The sequence below is a fragment of the Gilliamella sp. B2828 genome (genome assembly GCF_026537125.1).
Taxonomy (GTDB): Bacteria; Pseudomonadota; Gammaproteobacteria; order Enterobacterales; family Orbaceae; genus Gilliamella.
On sequence record NZ_JAFNMU010000009.1, the window covers coordinates 1 to 20,520 of the forward strand.

Here is a 20,520-nt window from a genome sequence, read left to right on the forward strand (position 1 = left end):
TCCAATGGATTGATCAGATGGGTTAATCCTTTATCCATGTTATCCTCTTTTAGTATTTCATGCTTACGAAATATAGATTATTGTTATTATTGTTGTTGCTATTGTTATGAGTAATGATTTAGCTTTGCTGCAATTTGATTATTTTTTAGATATCAACATCATTGAACATCCGGAATTGATTAACGTCAAAAAATCATTGAAGAGTGAATATAAAATACACGGTTTCATGTATTTTGCAACTTTTTTTTGAAAAATACTTTAATTTTAAACTAGCTGGATAACTTAATGATATTATTCATAAATAACTGAAACTCTTGTAACAATCTGTCGTCTAAACCTGATCAAAAAAGGATTAACAGATTTGGCTTTGGCTGATTGTTTTATTAGTCTTTTGCACAGAATGTTGATAAGTTTTATCGTGGAGTTAACATTTATACTGAAACATCGCTCTTTCCTCAAACCGTTTGGCAAAATAACGGACGCAAAGTGATAAAAAATGGGTTTTACCGACCATTAAGATAAGCCAATCAATGAAATTTTCGTGTGGTTTAAAGGTAAGGGTAATGATTCTTTGAAAGTCGAGTTTTATGAATAAGTGATAATGTGCTTTGTAAAAAATATTTAGGAGTGTATGCCGTTTCGTTGTTTTTTTGTCTTACATTGAACGATTAAGGACGAATTGAGAGGGAGGGGGGGAAGCTCTGGTAACGTGGGGATGTGTCATGATGTTATCTCAATGGGGATTGGTGATGGATAAATCATGATAAAAAAATGACTTTTTATTGTCACCTTCCTTTTGGGTTAAGAGGGGTACTTTGTTGTTCAACGTAAATAAGCGAAAAATTGTAATGGTATACACTCCTAAATCTTTTTTACAAGATAAACATAAAATTAGTCGATTCAAATTCAATTTATGTTTAAGTAGTATTGAGAGCGGACTATCTAATCAAGAATTTTTTCATCAGCATTATTACCTTACCAACACTCATCATTTGGCAAGTCAAACGCCTTATTGACATTAGCGGAATGAATAAGGTGAATGACAAAACAAACTTACTAAAATTTGATAAAACATCATCATTACCAAATTAAATAGCGCTGAACAGTAGAGCTGACTGATTAAATTTTAGTGCCTAAATCTGTTTTTTATTCAGTTAACTAATAGCAAAGAATTAAACGATTACTCAATATGAGCAAACTTATGCGTTTGAATGCTTAGTAACCATTTGTTGTCGATGCGGTTTTGGTTGATTTTGCCAAGTAATTCAATTGTTTCAAGCATATTAAATTCCCCCTTTTTTTCGCAAGGAGATAGATAATATCGTTTGGCTTGAATCTGGTGTTCGATATATTGGCAAAAAGGGAGAAAGTCTGCATGATTTTCAGCAACAATTCGCACTTCGTTTGCAGTCGGTTGAGCGATTTTTTGGTATCGTGCTTGATAACAAAATTTAGGGCTAAGGGCGATATAGTCAATTAAAGGATCGACTTTACCTAATCCATTACTTTCAATAGCAACAAAGTAGCCGGCTTGTTTTAGGGGGAAAAGTAATTCTGGTAGGGCGGTAACCATCGTTGGTTCACCCCCAGTAATAATGATGTTTTTGCTGGTATATTGTTTCACTTTAGTCAATAACTGATCTCGTGTAAAACGGGTAAATCGGCGAAAATTAGTATCACACCAAATGCAATTTAAATTACACCCAGCAAAACGAATAAAAATGGCAGGCATGCCTGTATTATAACCTTCGCCTTGTAATGATTCGAAGATTTCAACAATACGAAATTCCGTCATTTTTCGCTCCGATGGTACTCACAGTAAGATGTGGGGGTTTCCCAAAGTTTGATCATCGAGATAGGTAAGTATTGTGACAGGCAATCAAAAATAAATTTACTCATCCCTTCGGCAGTGGTGCGACAAGGAAAGGCAAAAATTTTTCGATCCATCTCTTGCAATAGTGAAGCGATACGGCATTCATTAGCATTATTTTGATTATAAAGGTAAGCATGATCAAGCGGATCCACAATGTGCTGTTTAACAATCGCTTTTAAATCAGCGTAATCTATGACCATATCTGCACTGGAACCCGTAGCTATCAGATCACCTTTAATTTCGACCAATAAGCGATAAGTATGTCCGTGAAGGTTATGACATTTTTTGTTGTGCCCGTCTAACATATGACAAGCATCGAATTGAAATTCTTTAGCAATTTTGAACATGTATTATTCCTAGTTTTTTTTCGTGGGATGGATCACGAACCACGGTTAGACCATCTAACAAAATAGAGCGGTTAATATAATCGATTAGCGGCTAAATGTCATCTTACAATTGTTATTACGAGCAATATTCATTACACTAATGTTGTAAAATTGAACATTTATATTTTGCTTATTTCAGTAACTGAATATAAATTCATTTTATTGTCGATTTTTTGTAAAAAATTTCATAAAAAACTCTTGAAATTTATCTTTCCACACTCATTTAGTAACCATGCAAATGGTTTATCTGCTTAAAGCATTTAAGCCAAATCTATTGCTCAGGAGATAATTAATATGAGGTTAGATAAACTCACTAATAAGTTTCAACAAGCTTTAGCTGATGCACAATCATTAGCATTAGGTAAAGATAATCAGTATATTGAGCCTGTTCATGTTTTAACCGCCATGCTGAATCAAGAAGGCAGCAGTATCAAGCCGTTACTGGCAGCAGCGGGGGCAAATGTGACAATGTTACAACAAGAACTCAATCAAGCAATTGATCGATTGCCACAAGTACAAGGTGTGGGAGGAGAAGTCATTCCATCTCAAGATTTTGTACGTGTATTCAATCTTTGTGACAAGTTAGCGCAAAAAAATGGCGACAGTTATATCTCATCCGAACTCTTTATATTAGCAGCGTTAGAAGAAAAAGGCAGTTTAGGTGATATTCTTAAAAAAGCCGGTGTGACCAAAGAAAGATTGAATCAGGCAGTAAGTCAAATAAGAGGAAGTGATAACGTGAACGATGCTAATGCCGAAGATCAACGTGGTGCGTTGAAAAAATATACCATTGATTTAACCGAGCGTGCTGAACAAGGTAAGCTTGATCCAGTCATTGGGCGTGATGAAGAAATTCGCCGTACAATCCAAGTATTACAACGTCGTACTAAAAACAATCCAGTGTTAATTGGTGAACCAGGTGTGGGTAAAACAGCCATTGTTGAAGGACTTGCGCAACGCATTGTTAATCGTGAAGTGCCTGAGGGATTACGGAATAAACGAGTACTGTCTTTAGATATGGGGGCGTTAATTGCTGGCGCAAAATATCGCGGTGAATTTGAAGAACGTTTAAAAGCCGTTTTAAAAGATTTAGCCAAAGAAGAAGGGCGCATTATTTTATTCATTGATGAAATCCATACCATGGTTGGTGCAGGTAAAAGCGATGGGGCAATGGATGCAGGTAATATGTTAAAACCCGCATTAGCCCGCGGTGAATTACATTGTGTTGGTGCTACAACGTTAGATGAGTATCGTCAATATATTGAAAAAGATCCCGCTTTAGAACGTCGATTCCAAAAAGTGTATGTGGCTGAACCTAGTGTTGAAGATACGATTGCTATATTGCGTGGTTTGAAAGAGCGTTATGAATTGCATCACCATGTCCAAATCACGGATCCCGCAATTGTGGCTGCTGCTACGTTATCGCATCGTTATATTTCCGATCGTATGCTTCCAGATAAGGCCATAGATTTAATTGATGAAGCTGCGTCAAGTATACGTATGCAAATGGATTCAAAACCGGAATCATTAGATAGACTTGAACGCCGTATTATTCAGTTGAAACTTGAGCAACAAGCGCTTAAGAAAGAGTCTGATGATGCGAGTAAGAAACGACTTGAGATGCTAAATGATGAACTTTCTGAGAAAGAAAAAGAGTATGCGTCACTTGAAGAAGAGTGGAAGTCAGAGAAGGCTGCTGTTTCGGGTACTCAGACAATCAAAGCAGAGTTGGAAAAAGCACGCACTGAAATAGAACAAGCTCGACGTGCTGGTGATCTCAATAAAATGTCGGAGCTTCAATATGGCAAAATCCCCGAACTTGAGAAAAAACTGGCATCGGCAACACAGCTAGAAGGCAAAACCATGAGGTTATTGCGTAATAAAGTTACCGATAACGAAATTGCCGAAGTTTTATCTAAAGCTACGGGTATTCCTGTTTCAAGAATGCTGGAAAGTGAAAAAGATAAATTATTGCATATGGAAGATGCGTTACATAAACGTGTGATAGGTCAAGAAGAAGCCGTAGTTGCGGTAGCTAATGCGATTCGTCGTAGTCGAGCAGGACTTTCTGATCCAAACAAACCAATTGGTTCTTTCTTATTTTTGGGACCAACGGGTGTAGGTAAAACCGAACTTTGTAAAGCTTTGGCTAACTTTATGTTTGATAGCGAAGATGCCATGGTCAGAATCGATATGTCTGAATTTATGGAAAAACACTCAGTGGCACGTTTAATTGGTGCACCTCCGGGTTATGTAGGGTATGAAGAAGGCGGTTATTTGACTGAAGCAGTGCGACGTCGTCCTTATTCCGTCATTTTATTGGATGAAGTGGAAAAAGCACATCCGGATGTCTTTAATATTTTATTACAAGTATTGGATGATGGACGCTTAACCGATGGACAAGGGCGTACCGTTGATTTCCGAAACACAGTGATTATTATGACATCTAATTTAGGTTCAGACTTGATACAAGGTCATGTTGAATTAAGTTATGATGAGATGAAAGCGTTAGTAATGACTGTGGTAACGAAACACTTTAGACCAGAATTTATCAATCGTATTGATGAAACTGTGGTATTCCATCCACTTGGTCAAGAAAATATCAAAGCAATAGCCAGAATTCAATTGGCTCATGTGGAAAAACGTTTGGATGAACGCGGTTATCAATTGGACATCTCTGATGCAGCGTTGGAGCAACTTGCCAAAGTTGGTTTTGACCCAATTTATGGAGCAAGACCATTAAAACGTGCAATTCAACAAGAGATTGAAAACCCATTAGCACAACAAATCTTATCAGGTAAACTTGTGCCAGGTAAAACCATTCATTTGGAATTAGTGGGTGATAACATTGAAGCCAAACAATCCTAATATCCTAATTTTTTAAATTAAAAGCCTGAAAACAATATGTTTTCAGGCTTTTTTATTACTTATCTTCATCGATTAAATGATACAAAACAATATGTTTTTAATCGGTTATTTTCAGAGAGTGCAAACTGATGTCCCGTCTATTTTAAATTACTGTCTAATGTCAGAATTCAATCATCAATCTTTCTACTTAATTCCATTAATGGGTCATAAAAGCAATTACAGTTAAGAAGAATAGGATCTTTTCTGTAATACCGTTCATTCATTATTGGTAGGGATTTCACCTAATTAACATGCTCGATGTTGATGCCTTTTCTTCATTTATGACTAAAATTAAATCTTTAATCTTCTTTTAATGAACTAGGTAAAATTTATTAATATTAATATTATCCATTAATTTATAATGTAACATTATATTCAACACTTGGCTTTAAATTACGTTAAGATAAAATAAAAATCAACAACAGAAAGTAATAAAATATTGCTAAATCCATCATAAAGCATCATACTAAATCATATTAATAAAATATCCATTAGTGAGTGAGAGGAAAAATAAATGATTAAATTAATTATCAGTGATTTAGACGGAACTTTTTTAAACGAACAAGGCGATTATGATCGTGAACTGTTTGCAAAAGTTTATGCACAAATGACAAATGAGAATGTCCATTTTGTTGCTTGTACAGGCAAACAGTGTGAGCGGGTAGAAGAGTTGTTTGGTGATGAGAGTAAACGGATTTGGATCGTTGGTGACAGTGCTACAGCAATTAAATTTAATGGAGAATTTATCTATCGTTCTTTTTTACCCAATGAGGTAGGACAACGTATTATCAAAACATTGGAACAAGTCAGTACCGATCATGTCATCATTGCCTGTACAGCAAAAGGAGCAGTGATTCGTTCCGATTTACCAGTAAGATTGAAACAAAAAGTTCGTGGATCTTATGCTGCTATTATTGAAGTTGATGAACTCAGTTCAATTTCCGATGATTTTATTAAAATCACGGTCTATGATGAAACGGGGCAATGCCCACAAACGCGTTTGCATTTAACCCCTTATGAGGATAAGGTGTATATTGTTGTATCAGAGGCAACTTGGATTGATATCACTGATTATGATGTGCATAAAGGTACTACTATCAAGAAATTACAAGAAATGCTTAAAGTAACGGCTCAGGAAACTATGGCATTTGGCGATGGTTATAACGATATTGAATTATTAGAACAAGCCCAATACAGTTTTGCCATGCGTAATGCTTTTGAAGAAACGAAAGCGAAAGCTAAGTTTATTACTGGCTATAACCGTGATAGTGCCGTTTTAAAAACCATTCAATTGATATTAACTTTACAATCAACGTAGCTAAAAAATAGATTCGCTCGACCTTGATGCGAATCCATTAGGCGACTTCTATTGTTAGATCAAAATTCTCAAAACCTTCAATTTTCGTTTCTTGACTGACTACAACAATATCGATATCTTCACACGTTGCTACTTTATAACGGGCTATCTGTAACATTTTATCGGCAATTACAGCGGCGACAACTTCATTACTTTGGGCAATCACTTCCTTTTTAAAACAAGCGTCTTCATAATAAACGGCACTTAATCCGGCTTGTGGATCGAGTCCACAGACACCAATAAATGTTTGATCAAAGACCATGTTACGAATTTGATTTACCGTATCTGAACCCATGGTACTGCCTGTTTGAGGGTTAACTCTTCCACCAAGTAAAATAAGCTCCCCCTGAGTTCGACTACTGAGAAGTGAAGCAATTTGAGGAGAATTTGTCACAATGGTTAAATTCATATCGGTGGGGATATAGCTTGCCATGGTCAAATAGGTTGAGCCTGCGTCAATAAATATACAGGAATTGTCTTTGATCAGTTCAGCGCATCGTTTGGCAACCGATGATTTTTCACTAACGCTTTGCGTCATTCTTGTTTCGAAGCTGGCTGATTGTTTTAATTGACTGACCGCGCCTCCATAAACACGTTTGCAAATTCCATCGCGCGTAAGTTTTTGTAAATCGCGGCGAATCGTGTGTTCTGAAACACCGAGTAATTTAATTAAGTCAGCATTAACGACTCGACCTTTGTCTTTCAATAACTGTTGAATGTAAGATTGTCGTTGTTCAGGAAAAGCATCATAATCAATCATCTATAACTCCATCAATTAATTTACCTTTATCCCACACCATGTTTTTGTGCAAAATATTATCTTCACCTAAATAGTGTGGATTTTCAGTATTGATATTATTTCGTTTTAATAAACAAGCATTGTATTCCATTTCGGTACATTGACGGCTTATTTGAGCATTAAAAAAATGTATCTGGCAATGATTTGATTTATGAATATAGTGTTTATTTTTGTAGTGATAAACGCTATCGATTTGAATCAGGATTTTTTGCTCTTTTTCGTCATAATCATAACATGTTTTTGTGCCAGTTGCTGATTTGTCTTTTTTGTTAAAGTTGATGTTACTTCCCCATAAGTTTGTTGCGATAAATTTACCGTTGTCATTGAGATAATAGTCGTAGTTGTCGCCTAATCTGGCATTTGAGCGATACTTTTTAATGGCTAAATCCGCTTTACCATCAAAGTTGATATCTTCAAGACTAATACTGTTAAAACCGTTGTAACTGTAATCTAAATTTTGGATTTGTTGCAGCAAGTTATGATGTTTTTTATCGTAAACATTAATACCCACTAATTTGATGTGATTGTTTTTCTGTTTTGATAAAACAGCCGTAAAATAGACTTTGCTCAAGGAAGTGGATTGTAATAATTCAATGCGATTTAATTCGGCAGTGGACTGGTCATTTATGACAAACTGTTTTTGTAATACTACAGAGTATTGTTGATGTACTTTTCCATCGAACCAATAACCCTTTAATGTTTCAGGTAAAAACTTTTGAGTGTCAGCGTGTTCAAAGTGCAGGTTGATAAATTTAAAATAATGACTTGAATCCTTCACTTTTATTTTTTTAGAGATTTCATCAATATAGATATCTTGCTCATCGTACAGAACTAAACGGGTTCTATTTTCAGGGCATGAACGGATGAATTCACATTCATTAGATAGTGTATTCAGGTGTTGTTGAAAGTCATTTTGATAAACCCAAAAACCTTTATTAATGTGATTTAAATAGGTTTCTATATACAACATAATTGGGTTGTCGGCAATATAACCTTTATAAGCATAAATGGAACTGAATGCGGGGAAAGATATGATTAACAATAAGCTGAGCAGTACATTTCTCATTTTATTTGTTTATTGATTGATTATTCTATTTTTTAATGATTGCACAGTATAATGCCTTAAAGGATTTTGTACAGATAAATTCGAACATATAAATTATAATGGGATCACCCCAGTGGGGTGCCTCTTTTTTAGCATAATGATGATTATTGCGTTATCTATCTTATGATACATTTGCATGGTTGATAACAGCAACTTAACACGACGCCTAAAAATTTCTCATATTCATAAGATTAATGATATAATTCATTGTTTAATCAGCAATGATACCTGTTTTCCTCACATACAGCTAGGCATATTGATGTTTCAATTCGTTAAAGTGCGGTCCCTTTGGTTGGAATAACAAATTGAGACGTATCTACATTTTCCAGTTTGAGTAAGGCAATTTTTTTATCAATTCCACCTGCATAACCGGTTAAATTACCTTTAGCGCCAATGACGCGATGACATGGAATGATAATGGATATTGGGTTATGACCAACAGCCCCACCCACTGCTTGGCTTGACATGCTTGCTGTATTGGTTTTTTTCTTGATTTGTTTGGCGATGTCGCCATAAGTAATGACTTGACCATAAGGAATTTGGCATAAAATATCCCAGACCAAATGTCGAAAAGGTGTTCCTTGTGGCGCTAAGGGTAATGTTTCAATTGTTGGTTTTTTACCGTTAAAGTAGTTGTCAAGCCATTTCTTGGTCGTATTGAAGATGGGTAAATTAGGCTGATGGTGTTTTTGAGCATGTTCTATCTGTCCGAAATATTTTTGCCCTTCGATCCAGACACCAACCAATTTATTTTGCTCACTAGCAAGCGTGATTAAACCCATTGGCGAGCAATAGGTGCAGAGATAAAACATAAATATCCTTATTGAGTAAAGATGCACGCGATCTATTATATCGACTTCTTATATTATGGATATGGTTATAATTTTTTTTATTTTACATGGTAAAAGCATTAACTCTGATTATAATGTCTTTATTTATCTTAAAATTACAACTATATTGAAGGGAATAGGATTATGGATTCAAACATTACATCTGCTAATTCAATGTCTCGAGTTGCTTTGGCCAGTTTTATCGGTACAGCTATTGAGTTTTATGATTTTTATATCTATGCAACAGCGGCTGCTTTGGTCATTGGACCGGTATTTTTCCCTGACAGTTCCCCATCTGCTCAAGCGTTACAATCTTTTGCCACATTTGGTATTGCCTTTGTTGCTCGTCCAATTGGCGCCTTTTTATTTGGGCATTTCGGTGACAAAATAGGGCGCAAATCAACCTTAGTGTTTTCCCTTATTTTAATGGGTGTTGCCACGACCGGAATTGGATTATTACCGGGCTATAGCGCTATTGGTTTTTGGGCGCCGTTTTTACTGTGCATTTTAAGACTTGCACAAGGGTTAGGGCTTGGTGGTGAGTGGGGTGGCGCAGCTTTGCTGGCAACGGAAAATGCCCCCCAAAATAAGCGAGCATTGTTTGGTATGTTTCCACAGTTAGGACCATCAGTGGGTTTTTTATTATCTAATGGTGTGTTTTTGTTGGTTACATTATCATTGTCTAATGAACAATTTTTACAATGGGGATGGCGTATACCATTTTTATTAAGCGCAGTATTGGTGATTATTGGATTGTATGTGCGTTTGAAATTGGTTGAAAGCCCCATTTTTACCAAAGCATTGCGCTGCAAAGAGCAAGTTAAAATACCAGCGATTGACATTTTGGTTCATCATTGGAAAACATTGGCTTTAGGTTCGTTTTCAATGATTGGTTGTTATACTTTATTCTATATCACTACTGCATTTTTATTACAATATGGCACCCAATATTTAGGTATTACTAAAGGTAATTTTTTAGGTTTTTTATGTATTGCAATTGTCTTTATGGCGATAGCGACGCCAATCTCTGCTCGTTTAAGTGATAAATATGGGCGTAAACCTGTACTGGTTGTTGGCTTGTTGTGTGTCGCCTTATCTGGCACAATTATGACGCAGTTTATGGCAAGTGGTTCAGATCGATTCGTTTTGAGCTATCTATCTTTAGAGCTGTTTTTAATGGGCATCGTATTTGCTCCTATGGGCGCTTTTTTACCTGAAATTTTTCCAACCCATGTTCGTTATACAGGATCTTCTGTCGCTTACAGTATTGGTGGCATTTTAGGGGCATCCATTGCGCCAATTATTGCCAATTATTTGGTATCAAATGGGAATTTATCTTGGGTAGGGTATTATGTTGCCGTTGCGTCACTCATCAGTATTTGTGCAACACTGCTCATAAAAGAAACGTTAAACAGTGATTTTACTCAATAATGATGCAAAGTAAAAAAGACTCACTAAAGTGAGTCTTTTTAATCGCATTAATCATATTTATTTCTTGTTGCATTTATTTTTCGAGAGCTTTTCCTTTTTCAACATAGCTCATATCACCTAAACTTTCGACAATAAATTTACCGTCATCGGTATAACGAATTTTAGTTACACTTGCATTACCCAATCCTCCTTTGACTGGTGTATCAAGCCATTCTTCAACCATGGCTGTGATGGCCATGCCGTGGGATACTACTAGCACATTACCACCACCATGAGCTTTAGCTGACTCAGCAATGACTTTTAATGCAGCTTGCATACGCGTTTTAACTTTTTTGTAGTTTTCTGCTTCACCTGATTTTTCGACAGCAGCAATGGCATCCATTATTTTGTTTAATCTGATTTTGCCTTTCCAGAATTCTTCCATTAACGCCTTGTCGTCTGAATAGCCTAAATGTTTAGCCGCAGGTCCCCACATATTAGGATCAAAATCACCTTCAAAAACACCAAAACATGTTTCGCGAAGTGCTTTCATTTCGTTAATTGGTAATGATTGTCCTTTTGCGTCTAAAACAATGCGGGCAGTTTGGCGAGCACGTCCCAAATCGCTTGAATAAGCTGCAATAAAGTTGACATCTTTTAGACCACGCCCTAGCTGCTCGGCAACTTCGATACCTGGTTGGGTTAATGGAGTATCTGACCAACCTTGAGCACGATGAACGTTATTGAACATAGTTTTACCATGACGAGTTACATACAAATTCACTTCCGCAGCAAACGTTTGGGCAATTGAGGCGGTAAGAATTATCGATAAGCTGGCAAGTCTGATAAATTTTTTGATTTTCATAGTTTCGTCCTTTTTGTTATAACAAATTAAATCGATAATCAACAATGGTTTCTGCTGATAATGTTGGTGAACGCTGAGCACGACCATCTCTTAATTTAGGCGTAATGTCTTTACTGCTCAAAGTTTTATAAGACCAACCATAACCTAATTTTGACAGAATCGAGAGATTCTTTAATGTTCCACTGGCAGGTTTCCAGATGTTGAACACATTGATTTCTCCATTTTTTAGAGTTTCATGTTTATAATTAAATTCACCATAGTTGAAGTATAAACCTACGGTGTTATCTTCAAATAAATCATAACTTAATATGCTTGATACTACTACTTCGCCATCACGCATATAGTCGGCCCCTGTCGCTGCCATGCCGTTATAGCGTCCACGATTGTTTTTACCTAGATGACGTCCATAATAACCTATCGCGCCTTTACGATTAGCATCCGTATAAGCAATCCCAAACTTGGCACTCCATTTGGATTCTTTCCATTCAATGTCCGTTGCATAATGCCAAGCTGAATCATCAAAATCTCGAACATTTGCTTTCATTTTATTATGATTTTTTAGCGCAGTGCTGCCGTAAATCTGTGAAGCTAAGATAAGTTTTTCGGTTGGTTTATAAGAAAATTCAATGGCATGACGTTTGATGTAATCTTTTGCCTCGCCATAGGAGTAATCCAGTTTAATAATTTTGTTTTTATAGGCAATGCCGGCTGATTTGATGTTATCAATTTTGTGCTTTTTGTCTAAGCTATAAAAATGCACTTTTTTGGATGACTCTCGCGGTAAGGTGCTGTCAATATAGGCTAATGATAACGCTAAATTAGAATATTTGAGTATACCACTGTAACCTAAATAACTATTACGAGTTAAGTGTTGTGAGGAACTAATAACGCCCATATCTTTTAAACTATGCCAACCGGCTTTACCATTAAAATTTAATTGTTCATTGCCGAGTTTGATTTTTGCATAGCGTTGGGTAAATTTATTAAAACCATGGGCATTGTGTTTGTTCGGCTGTTTACCATCGTTATAGAGTAAATTACGTGTAGCGAAGTAGTCACTAGCACCAAGTTTTATTATATTATCGTAAGTTAAGTCAAAACCAAGAGTATCGAACCAATAACCCGATTTGTAATTAAACGTAAATGCTTGCCCCCATGCACTATGCACTTCTTTTGGTTGGGATGCGTTTTCTTTTAGATATTTCCAGTGGTTGCGTGTAGAGAGTTCTAATTTGGTCTCTTTAAAAAAGGCATTATCCCATAGGGTTTTTGGTTCATAATGCTGGGAGGATTCATTAGCAAATACGGCATAACTGTTTATGCTAAAAAGTACCAATGTTAGATATTTCATTTTCATTGTTGTTTTCCTAACTGTTTATCCTGAATTAAAAATGTTTGGTATTGATGAGCTTTTTACTTTTACTAAACATTTAGGTTTTATTGCAAAAGCAATGACAATCCTATTATTCCACTTTAATTGTTTTAATTATGTTTTAGGTTATTGATGGTTTTCTCCTTTCTCATTACTTATTTAGGGATGATTTACCTAAATTAACATAGTCCATATTGCCAATTTCAACTACACGGTATTTACCATTTTGGTAAACGATTTTAACAACGGTGGCATTTGATAGAGGTTTGTTTTTAATTGGATCGTCGGTGAGATCGGATATCATAACTTGCATTGACATGCCGGATGAAATCGCTAAAACGTTTTTTTGATGTTTCTCTTGTGCAGTTTTTATAATACTTTTGAGGGCATTTTGAGTCCGTTCTTTAACTTGTTCAAAGTTTTCTGCTTCGTGTTTGGGATCACTTTTCGCTATTGCATCGGTCAGCGTTGCCACTGGAATTTGTCCTTCTGCATAGCTTTTATAGAAGTTGTTAACCGATTTGTAGCCAAGAGCCTTCATTGAAGCGGACACCATTTTAGTATTGGATCCGCCTTCAAATCCTCCATAAAAGACTTCACGTAGTTCTTTGAGTTCTTGAATTTGGTACTCTTGAATGCCTTTTTGACGTAATAATACCTGCATTGTTTCACGTTGACGACCGGCATCACTGGTGTAATAGGCATCAAATTGAATTTGCTTGTTTTTAAATCCTTCTCCTAAATAACGTGCAACTTCAATACCTTTATCCGTTAATGGGGAATCCGCCCAACCTTGTACTAAATCATAGGTATTAAATAACGTTTTACCGTGACGCGCAAAATAGATGGTGATCTCATCATTATGATTGTGCTCGTTATTATTTGATGCTTGACTTGATGGGTTGCAGCATCCTGTTATTAGTGCAGTTAGAGCAATTGATCCTGTGATTAGTGCTATTTTTATTGTTTTATTTTTCATCTTAAGTCTTGAGTCTCATATGGCATTATATTATGGATGGGCTAAATCAATTAGCAGGTAAGGATAATTAATCACTTACCTGTGTCATGATTATTTTAAGTTCTCCCCTTTGGATGAAATCACCGATTTATACCAATAAAAACTTTTCTTTTTATAACGAGTTAAACTACCTGATCCATCTTGATTTAAATCGACATAAATAAATCCATAACGTTTGGTCACTTCCGCTTTTGAAGCACTGATTAAGTCAATTGGTCCCCAACTGGTATAACCCATCACTTCTACACCGTCGTTGATTGCTTCGCGCACTTGTACAAGATGATCATTCATATAATTAATGCGATAATCATCATTGATAGTACCATCTGCTTCTAATTTATCTTTAGCGCCAAGGCCATTTTCAACAATAAATAACGGTTTTTGGAAACGCTCATAAAGCATGTTAAGTAGATAACGGATGCCGATCGGATCGATTTGCCAACCCCATTCCGAGGCTTTTAGATGTGGATTTGGTACCATATCCAAAATATTTCCTTTTTGTCGTAAAGAATCATCAGCGGTACCACAACAACTCATATAATAACTAAATGAGATAAAATCAATGGTTTCTTTTAGATCTTCCCGGTCTTGATCGGTAATCTCTAACTCAATATTATTCTCTTTGAAAAAACGCGTCATGTAAGTTGGATAATAACCGCGTGCTTGCACATCACCAAAGAACAGCCAACCATGATTTTCTTGTAAGGTTGCCCAGACATCTTCTGGTTTTGGTGTGAGTGGATATGCCACAGCACCAAGTAGCATATTCCCAATTTTGGCATCCGGAATGATTTGATGACACAATTTTACAGCTTGACTACTAGCAACGAGTTGATGATGAATCGCTTGATAGATTTGTGCTTTGGTGCTGTTTCTATCCAGACCGACACCCGTAAATGGCTCGTGCAACGACATGTTGATTTCATTAAATGTTAACCAATGTTTTACTTTATTTTTGTAGCGTTCAAATACTGTTTTAGCATAACGAGTAAAGAATTCAATTACTTTGCGATCACCCCAACCGCCATATTGAGTTACTAAGTGATAGGGCATTTCATAATGAGATAATGTGACTAATGGTGTGATGTGATGTTTGAGCATTTCATCAAATAATTTGTCATAGAAAGCAAGCCCCGCTTCATTTGGTTCAAGTTCATCACCATTCGGAAAAATACGTGTCCATGCAATGGAGGTACGTAAACAGGTAAAACCCATTTCGGCAAATAAAGAAATGTCTTCCGGGTAGCGATGATAAAAATCAATAGCGCGATCTTTTATACTGGTAATATTGTTCTTATTACGGTCAACAATATCGCCAAATAGTCCGTTGGGCGTACAGTCGGATGTGGACAAACCTTTACCGTCTTCTCGGTAAGCCCCTTCAACTTGGTTGGCTGCAATTGCGCCACCCCATAAAAAATCACTAGGAAACAGTTTAGACATGTATTACTCCTTATCTTCGGATTTGTTTAATGCTAGTAATGCATCGCCAGCTTGAATATCACCTTGCATGAAAATGGTCTTCACATCTTTATAGTCATCACTATTGGTGATAATTATTGGAGTCGAGATTTCAAAACCAGCTTGTTTAATGGCGTCAATATCAAAGCTGACTAATCGATCACCTTTTTTAACTTTACTCCCTGCTTCGACATGAGCTTCAAAATATTGACCATCTAATTTTACGGTATCTATACCAATATGGATGAGTATTTCAGCACCGGAATCAGTAAGAAATCCAATAGCATGTTTGGTTCTAAATAATGATACAACTTCACCATCTTCAGGTGCCAATGCTTCACCAATGGTTGGAATGATTGCTGAACCTTTACCCATCAGTTCACTTGCAAATGTAGCGTCATTAACATGACTTAATGGGATCACTTTACCGGTCATTGGGCTTGAAATAGTCGTGGTATGCATTTGTTGAACTTCATTGATTTGTTTTTCTACATTGCTGTTTTGAGGCTGATCTTCTTTGTTTGCTTTTTTATCCTTAGGAATACCAAACAGGTAAGTTACGAGTGTTGCGACGCTAAATGAAATGAGGGAGCCAAATACCACCGCATAGAATTTTTCATCAATTCCTGTTGGAGGAATTAATTGTAAGAAGGAAAAAATACTTATAAAACTGAATGAATAGATTACTGAATGGTAATAACCAACAATACTGCCTCCAATCATTGCTGATATACAGCCAATCACAAATGGGCGTTTTAATGGTAGGTTAATTCCATAAATAGCCGGTTCAGTGACCCCAAAAATACCGGATAATACCGACGAACTGGCTAATGCTTTCGTTTGTTGATCTTTACTGCGTAACATGATCGCCAATACTGCACCGACTTGTGCAAATACCGCTGGGAATAAGATAGGCATCATAAAATCTTCGTTGTAAAGATTAAAATTGTTCATTGCAAATGGCACCATTCCCCAATGAATACCAAAGATAACCATAACTTGCCAAAGTCCTGCTAAAATCATTGATGCAATTATGGAGTTAAGTTGATAAACGTAGATGATGCCTGTAGCCACAATATCACTTAAAAATGCTACTACTGGACCTATCACCGCAAACGTTAATGGAACGGTAATGATAATGCCGAGTAATGGTGCAATAAACTTTTTGAATGAATCATGCATAATCTTGTTAAAGTTATGTTCGAGTAACGAATAGAACCAGCTAGCAATGATAATAGGAAATACGGATGATGCATAAGGAATTAACTGAATTGGTATATTAAATAAAGAAGTTTGTAATTCAAATGCTCCGCCTAGCATGCTAACAATGTTAGGATGTACAAGTGCTCCACCTAATGCCATCCCTACATAAGGATTCCCTCCAAATTTTTTTACAGCTGAAAAACCTAAAATGATTGGTAAATAATAAAATGGCGCATCCGCAATTGCGAACAAGAAGTTATATGTAGAGGTGTTTGCATGAACAATTTCTAACACTTGCAATAATGAGATTATTCCTTTAAAAATACCACCAGCGACGATGACAACCAATGCTGGAATAAAAATACCCGAAACTAAATCAATTAATTTTGAAAATACACCCATTTTTTTATCAGAGGGAACATTGGTTGTATTATTTTCATTAAGATTGGTGAGTTGCATTATGTCATTAAATACATCGGCTACATGATTTCCAATTACTACTTGAAATTGCCCACCGCTTTGTACAATGGTAATCACCCCTTTTTGTTTTTTCAGTGACTGCGCATCCGCTTTACTGTCATCTTTCAATACAAAACGTAAACGAGTAGCACAATGAACTAGACTGGTGATATTGTCTTTTCCACCCACGTTGTTAATGATTGATTCGGCAAGTTCTTTGTTTTTCATTCCTTATCCTTATTTGTTTAACGCTTTTACCGCGCAAAAAAAAACCTAGATCCCTTGTTATCAAGCGATCTAGGTTTTGCTTACATAGTAAATTAATTTGCCATGCAATAACAATCCAGTAAATGAGGTTTGTAGGTTAGCATAATTTTTTATGGCATGGTATGACTTCTCAAAATGTGATTGATAAATTGTGATATATCTCACATTAATGCTTTTTTTAGTTCGGTTCTCAACCGTTCTATATGAATGGTTAAGTATAAGCTTTCGTCATCGGTAAGTGGATGCTGATACTGTTGAATAAGATGTAAATCAATTTGCTTCGTGCATAAGTAAGCTTGTTCATATTTTTGGCGAATAATTTCATACAATGAGGAATCTTGTTGCGTTGGTGTTCCTTTATTTAAAATTCGTTGTGCAAAAAATTTTAAATGCGTTACAAAGCGTTGATAAGATAGGCAATCTTCGTCATATTCAAACTTAAAATGATATTTTACAATATTAAGTATTTCGCGCATAATTTTGGTCATGTTCACAATATTGGGCATGGTGCCATTGAGTTGTGCATTGATAATATGAAATGTGATAAATCCTGCTTCATCTTCTGGTAATTCTATTCCAAGGCGTTTTTTTATAACGGACAATGCATAAAGACTAATTTGGAATTCTTTTGGATAGAATTTTTTGATTTCCCATAAAAAACCATTTGGAATATCAAACCCTTGTTTATGGCGCTCAATAGCAGAATGAATATGATCGGTCAGTGAAATGTAAATACTGTCTTGAAGTTTACTTTCTACAACTTCTTTAGCATAATTAATTATAATTTGAGAACAGGTTAACACTTCTAATGGAATTTCAGAAAGTAATTCATTAAATTTTGGCAATATTTCTTTATTATTTAGCGAAAACTGTTTTTCAATAAGATTAATATCGATTAAATCACCTTCTCGTTTTTTAAAACCAATACCGCGACCGGTCAGGATTAACTCTTTTCCTTTATCATCAAGGGTAACAATTACATTATTATTTAATATTTTATGAACTTTCATTGAATTGGGGGGTTGATTTTTAAATCTTTTTATTATGAATTGCTAAATAAAAATGAAAAGAAGAAAAACAAAAAAATGTGATTAATATCAAATTTTTGCTAGAAATTAGTTGCTAATAAATTCTTTGCTATAATGGATCCATAAAACAAAAAACAGAAGATCGGATATAAAACAGCCCCAATTAGTCAAACCTATCGGAGCTGCTTTTGGTTAACGTAAGTTTATTCTTGCGCTAATAATTTATTCATAGTTTGAATAAATTTACTTGGGTCACTTAATGAACCTTTTTCAGCCAGTAATGCTTGATCAAGTAATAACTCAACCCAATCGGTAAATGCACTTTCATCTTGGGTATCAGCTATACGTTTAACCAGTTTATGATCTGGATTGATTTCAAACGTGTATTTTATGTCAGGCGCTTTTTGTCCAGCTGCGGCAAATAATTTGGCCATTTGTGTGCTCATTTCGTCAGCAGCGGTTGTGACAACAGCAGGTGTGTTAGTTAAACGATGAGTTATTTTAACTTCTTTAACTTTATCACCTAATATCGTTTTTACTCTTTCAATAAATGGCTCAAGTTCTTTTTCAACTTGTTTTTGTTCTTCAGTATCTTGATCAGCCAGTTTTTCAATAGATTCATCTGATTTACTGACTGATTGGAATTGTTTACCATCAAATTCAGTTAAGTTGCTCATCATCCATTCATCAATACGATCGGATAATAACAACACCTCAATGCCTTTTTTACGGAATAGCTCTAGATGAGGACTGTAATTTGCAGCACCATAGCTGTCTGCTGTTATGTAGTAAATCTTTTCTTGACCGTCTTGCATACGGCTGATGTAATCTTCTAACGATACCGTTTGTGCATTACTATCCGTATGAGTTGAAGAAAAACGCAGTAATTTTGCTATTGCTTCGCGGTTAGCAAAGTCTTCACCGGTGCCTTCTTTTAATACTAAACCAAATTCGTTCCAGAATTGCTGATATTGTTCTTTGTCATCTTTAGCCAATTTTTCAAGCATTTGTAGTACACGTTTAGTACACGCATTACGTAGACTTTGGGTGATTTTATTGTCTTGCAGAATTTCACGCGATACATTTAATGGTAGATCATTTGAATCAATTAATCCTTTCACAAAACGTAAATAGTTTGGCATGAATTGTTCAGCATCGTCCATAATAAATACACGTTGCACATACAATTTTAAGCCGTGTTTATTATCGCGATTCCACATATCCCACGGTGCTTTAGCTGGAATATAAAGTAAACTGGTGTACTCTTGTTTACCTTCTACACGATTATGACTCCAACTTAATGGATCAGCGAAATCGTGCGAAAGATGTTTATAAAACTCTTTATATTCTTCATCAGTAATGTCTGATTTGTTGCGAGTCCAAAGTGCTTGTGCTTTGTTGACCTTTTCCCATTTGACTTCTTTACTTTCTTCGTCTGTAGTTTGCACTTCTACAGGTAATGAAATGTGATCAGAATATTTGCTGATAATGGTACGTAAGCGCCAATCATCTAAGAACTCTTTCTCATCATCTTTTAAATGTAAGGTAATTTCGGTACCGCGAGTTTCTTTATTATCATCTGAAATGGTATATTCACCTTCACCAGCAGATTCCCACATCACTGCTTCATCTGCTTTAGCAGTTGCAGCACGTGTTCTTACTGTTACTTTATCGGCAACAATAAAGGCAGAATAAAAACCCACACCGAATTGACCAATTAATTGGCTGTCTTTCGCTTGATCACTTCCAATGGATTCTAAAAATGCTTTGGTGCCTGATTTTGCAATCGTACCTAAATTTTCAATGACTTCATCACGCGTCATACCAATACCATTATCAGAAATGGATAAAGTTCCCGCTTCTTTATTTACCCAAATGCGCACACCAAGTTCACCATCCCCAGCATACAGATCAGGATTTTCTAATGCTTTAAAACGAAGTTTATCGGCTGCATCAGAGGCATTGGAAATGAGCTCTCTTAAAAATATCTCTTTATTGGAATATAAAGAGTGAATCATTAAATGTAGAATTTGTTTAACTTCAGATTGAAATCCACGAGTTTCAGTGCCTTGCTTACTCATTAACTAGTTCCTCTACTATATTTAGTTATTTCAATTAACGTTATATGCCACATTACTTTATTATCGACAAATTTTTATAATTTTTGTCAATGTTTTATG

Annotated in this window: 15 protein-coding genes and 1 riboswitch; of the genes, 3 read left to right on the top strand and 12 right to left on the bottom strand. The window is 35.8% G+C overall.

The features are described 5' to 3' along the window. Nucleotides 1-1,180: 1,180 nt before the first annotated feature. Together J3U19_RS08390 and queD are read right to left on the bottom strand one after the other, a co-directional pair. The gene (locus J3U19_RS08390) at nt 1,181-1,795 is read right to left on the bottom strand and encodes a 7-carboxy-7-deazaguanine synthase QueE (RefSeq protein WP_267346020.1); all 615 of its coding nucleotides are present in this window, start codon (nt 1,793-1,795) and stop codon (nt 1,181-1,183) included. Next, complete coding sequence (gene queD / locus J3U19_RS08395; protein WP_267346022.1) at nt 1,792-2,220, bottom strand: 6-carboxytetrahydropterin synthase QueD; 429 nt, start codon at nt 2,218-2,220, stop codon at nt 1,792-1,794. The genes J3U19_RS08390 and queD overlap by 4 nt, the downstream gene beginning before the upstream one ends. A 3-nt stretch (nt 2,221-2,223) precedes the next feature. Further along, nucleotides 2,224-2,269: riboswitch (PreQ1 riboswitch) on the bottom strand. Nucleotides 2,270-2,553: 284 nt separating this feature from the next. Between queD and clpB the strand changes: the two genes are divergently transcribed. Then, nucleotides 2,554-5,127: an ATP-dependent chaperone ClpB gene (gene clpB, locus J3U19_RS08400; protein ID WP_267346024.1), complete on the top strand. Its 2,574-nt coding sequence runs from the start codon at nt 2,554-2,556 to the stop codon at nt 5,125-5,127. A gap of 553 nt (nt 5,128-5,680) precedes the next feature. Next, a complete protein-coding gene (locus J3U19_RS08405; protein WP_267346026.1) occupies nt 5,681-6,484 on the top strand; it encodes a Cof-type HAD-IIB family hydrolase in 804 nt (267 codons plus the stop codon). Nucleotides 6,485-6,521: 37 nt separating this feature from the next. Here the strand turns inward: J3U19_RS08405 and J3U19_RS08410 are convergent, their stop codons facing one another. The 3 genes from J3U19_RS08410 to J3U19_RS08420 all read right to left on the bottom strand — a co-directional run bounded on the left by J3U19_RS08410 (nt 6,522) and on the right by J3U19_RS08420 (nt 9,239). After that, complete coding sequence (locus J3U19_RS08410) at nt 6,522-7,283, bottom strand: DeoR/GlpR family DNA-binding transcription regulator (protein WP_267341547.1); 762 nt, start codon at nt 7,281-7,283, stop codon at nt 6,522-6,524. Beyond that, a complete protein-coding gene (locus J3U19_RS08415) occupies nt 7,276-8,388 on the bottom strand; it encodes a hypothetical protein (RefSeq protein WP_267341545.1) in 1,113 nt (370 codons plus the stop codon). The genes J3U19_RS08410 and J3U19_RS08415 overlap by 8 nt, the downstream gene beginning before the upstream one ends. A 311-nt stretch (nt 8,389-8,699) precedes the next feature. Beyond that, a complete protein-coding gene (locus tag J3U19_RS08420) occupies nt 8,700-9,239 on the bottom strand; it encodes a methylated-DNA--[protein]-cysteine S-methyltransferase (protein WP_267346027.1) in 540 nt (179 codons plus the stop codon). 162 nt (nt 9,240-9,401) lie between these two features. Here J3U19_RS08420 and J3U19_RS08425 point away from each other — a divergent pair, with 162 nt between their 5' ends. After that, the gene (locus J3U19_RS08425; protein ID WP_267346028.1) at nt 9,402-10,688 is read left to right on the top strand and encodes an MFS transporter; all 1,287 of its coding nucleotides are present in this window, start codon (nt 9,402-9,404) and stop codon (nt 10,686-10,688) included. Nucleotides 10,689-10,761: 73 nt separating this feature from the next. On the opposite strand, the gene J3U19_RS08430 is transcribed toward J3U19_RS08425, so the two are convergent. The 7 genes from J3U19_RS08430 to htpG form a co-directional block, all read right to left on the bottom strand. Next, nucleotides 10,762-11,532, bottom strand: coding sequence for a histidine phosphatase family protein (locus J3U19_RS08430; RefSeq protein WP_267346029.1), 771 nt, complete (start codon nt 11,530-11,532; stop codon nt 10,762-10,764). Between the two features lie 16 nt (nt 11,533-11,548). Continuing rightward, on the bottom strand, nt 11,549-12,889 hold the full coding sequence (locus J3U19_RS08435; protein ID WP_267341538.1) for an OprD family outer membrane porin: 1,341 nt from the start codon (nt 12,887-12,889) through the stop codon (nt 11,549-11,551). 166 nt (nt 12,890-13,055) lie between these two features. Further along, nucleotides 13,056-13,883 carry a histidine phosphatase family protein gene (locus J3U19_RS08440; RefSeq protein WP_267346030.1) on the bottom strand — a complete coding sequence of 276 codons (828 nt, stop codon included), beginning with the start codon at nt 13,881-13,883 and terminating at the stop codon, nt 13,056-13,058. Between the two features lie 90 nt (nt 13,884-13,973). Continuing rightward, nucleotides 13,974-15,365, bottom strand: a complete 1,392-nt coding sequence (locus J3U19_RS08445; RefSeq protein ID WP_267346031.1) for a glycoside hydrolase family 1 protein — start codon at nt 15,363-15,365, stop codon at nt 13,974-13,976. Nucleotides 15,366-15,368: 3 nt separating this feature from the next. Continuing rightward, nucleotides 15,369-17,273, bottom strand: a complete 1,905-nt coding sequence (locus J3U19_RS08450) for a beta-glucoside-specific PTS transporter subunit IIABC (protein ID WP_267346033.1) — start codon at nt 17,271-17,273, stop codon at nt 15,369-15,371. A 200-nt stretch (nt 17,274-17,473) separates the two neighbouring features. Further along, nucleotides 17,474-18,322 (bottom strand): BglG family transcription antiterminator LicT, encoded by an 849-nt coding sequence (gene licT / locus J3U19_RS08455; RefSeq protein WP_267346035.1) that lies wholly within the window; start codon nt 18,320-18,322, stop codon nt 17,474-17,476. A gap of 221 nt (nt 18,323-18,543) precedes the next feature. Beyond that, nucleotides 18,544-20,421 (bottom strand): molecular chaperone HtpG, encoded by a 1,878-nt coding sequence (gene htpG, locus J3U19_RS08460; protein ID WP_267341532.1) that lies wholly within the window; start codon nt 20,419-20,421, stop codon nt 18,544-18,546. Between the last annotated feature and the right edge of the window lie 99 nt (nt 20,422-20,520).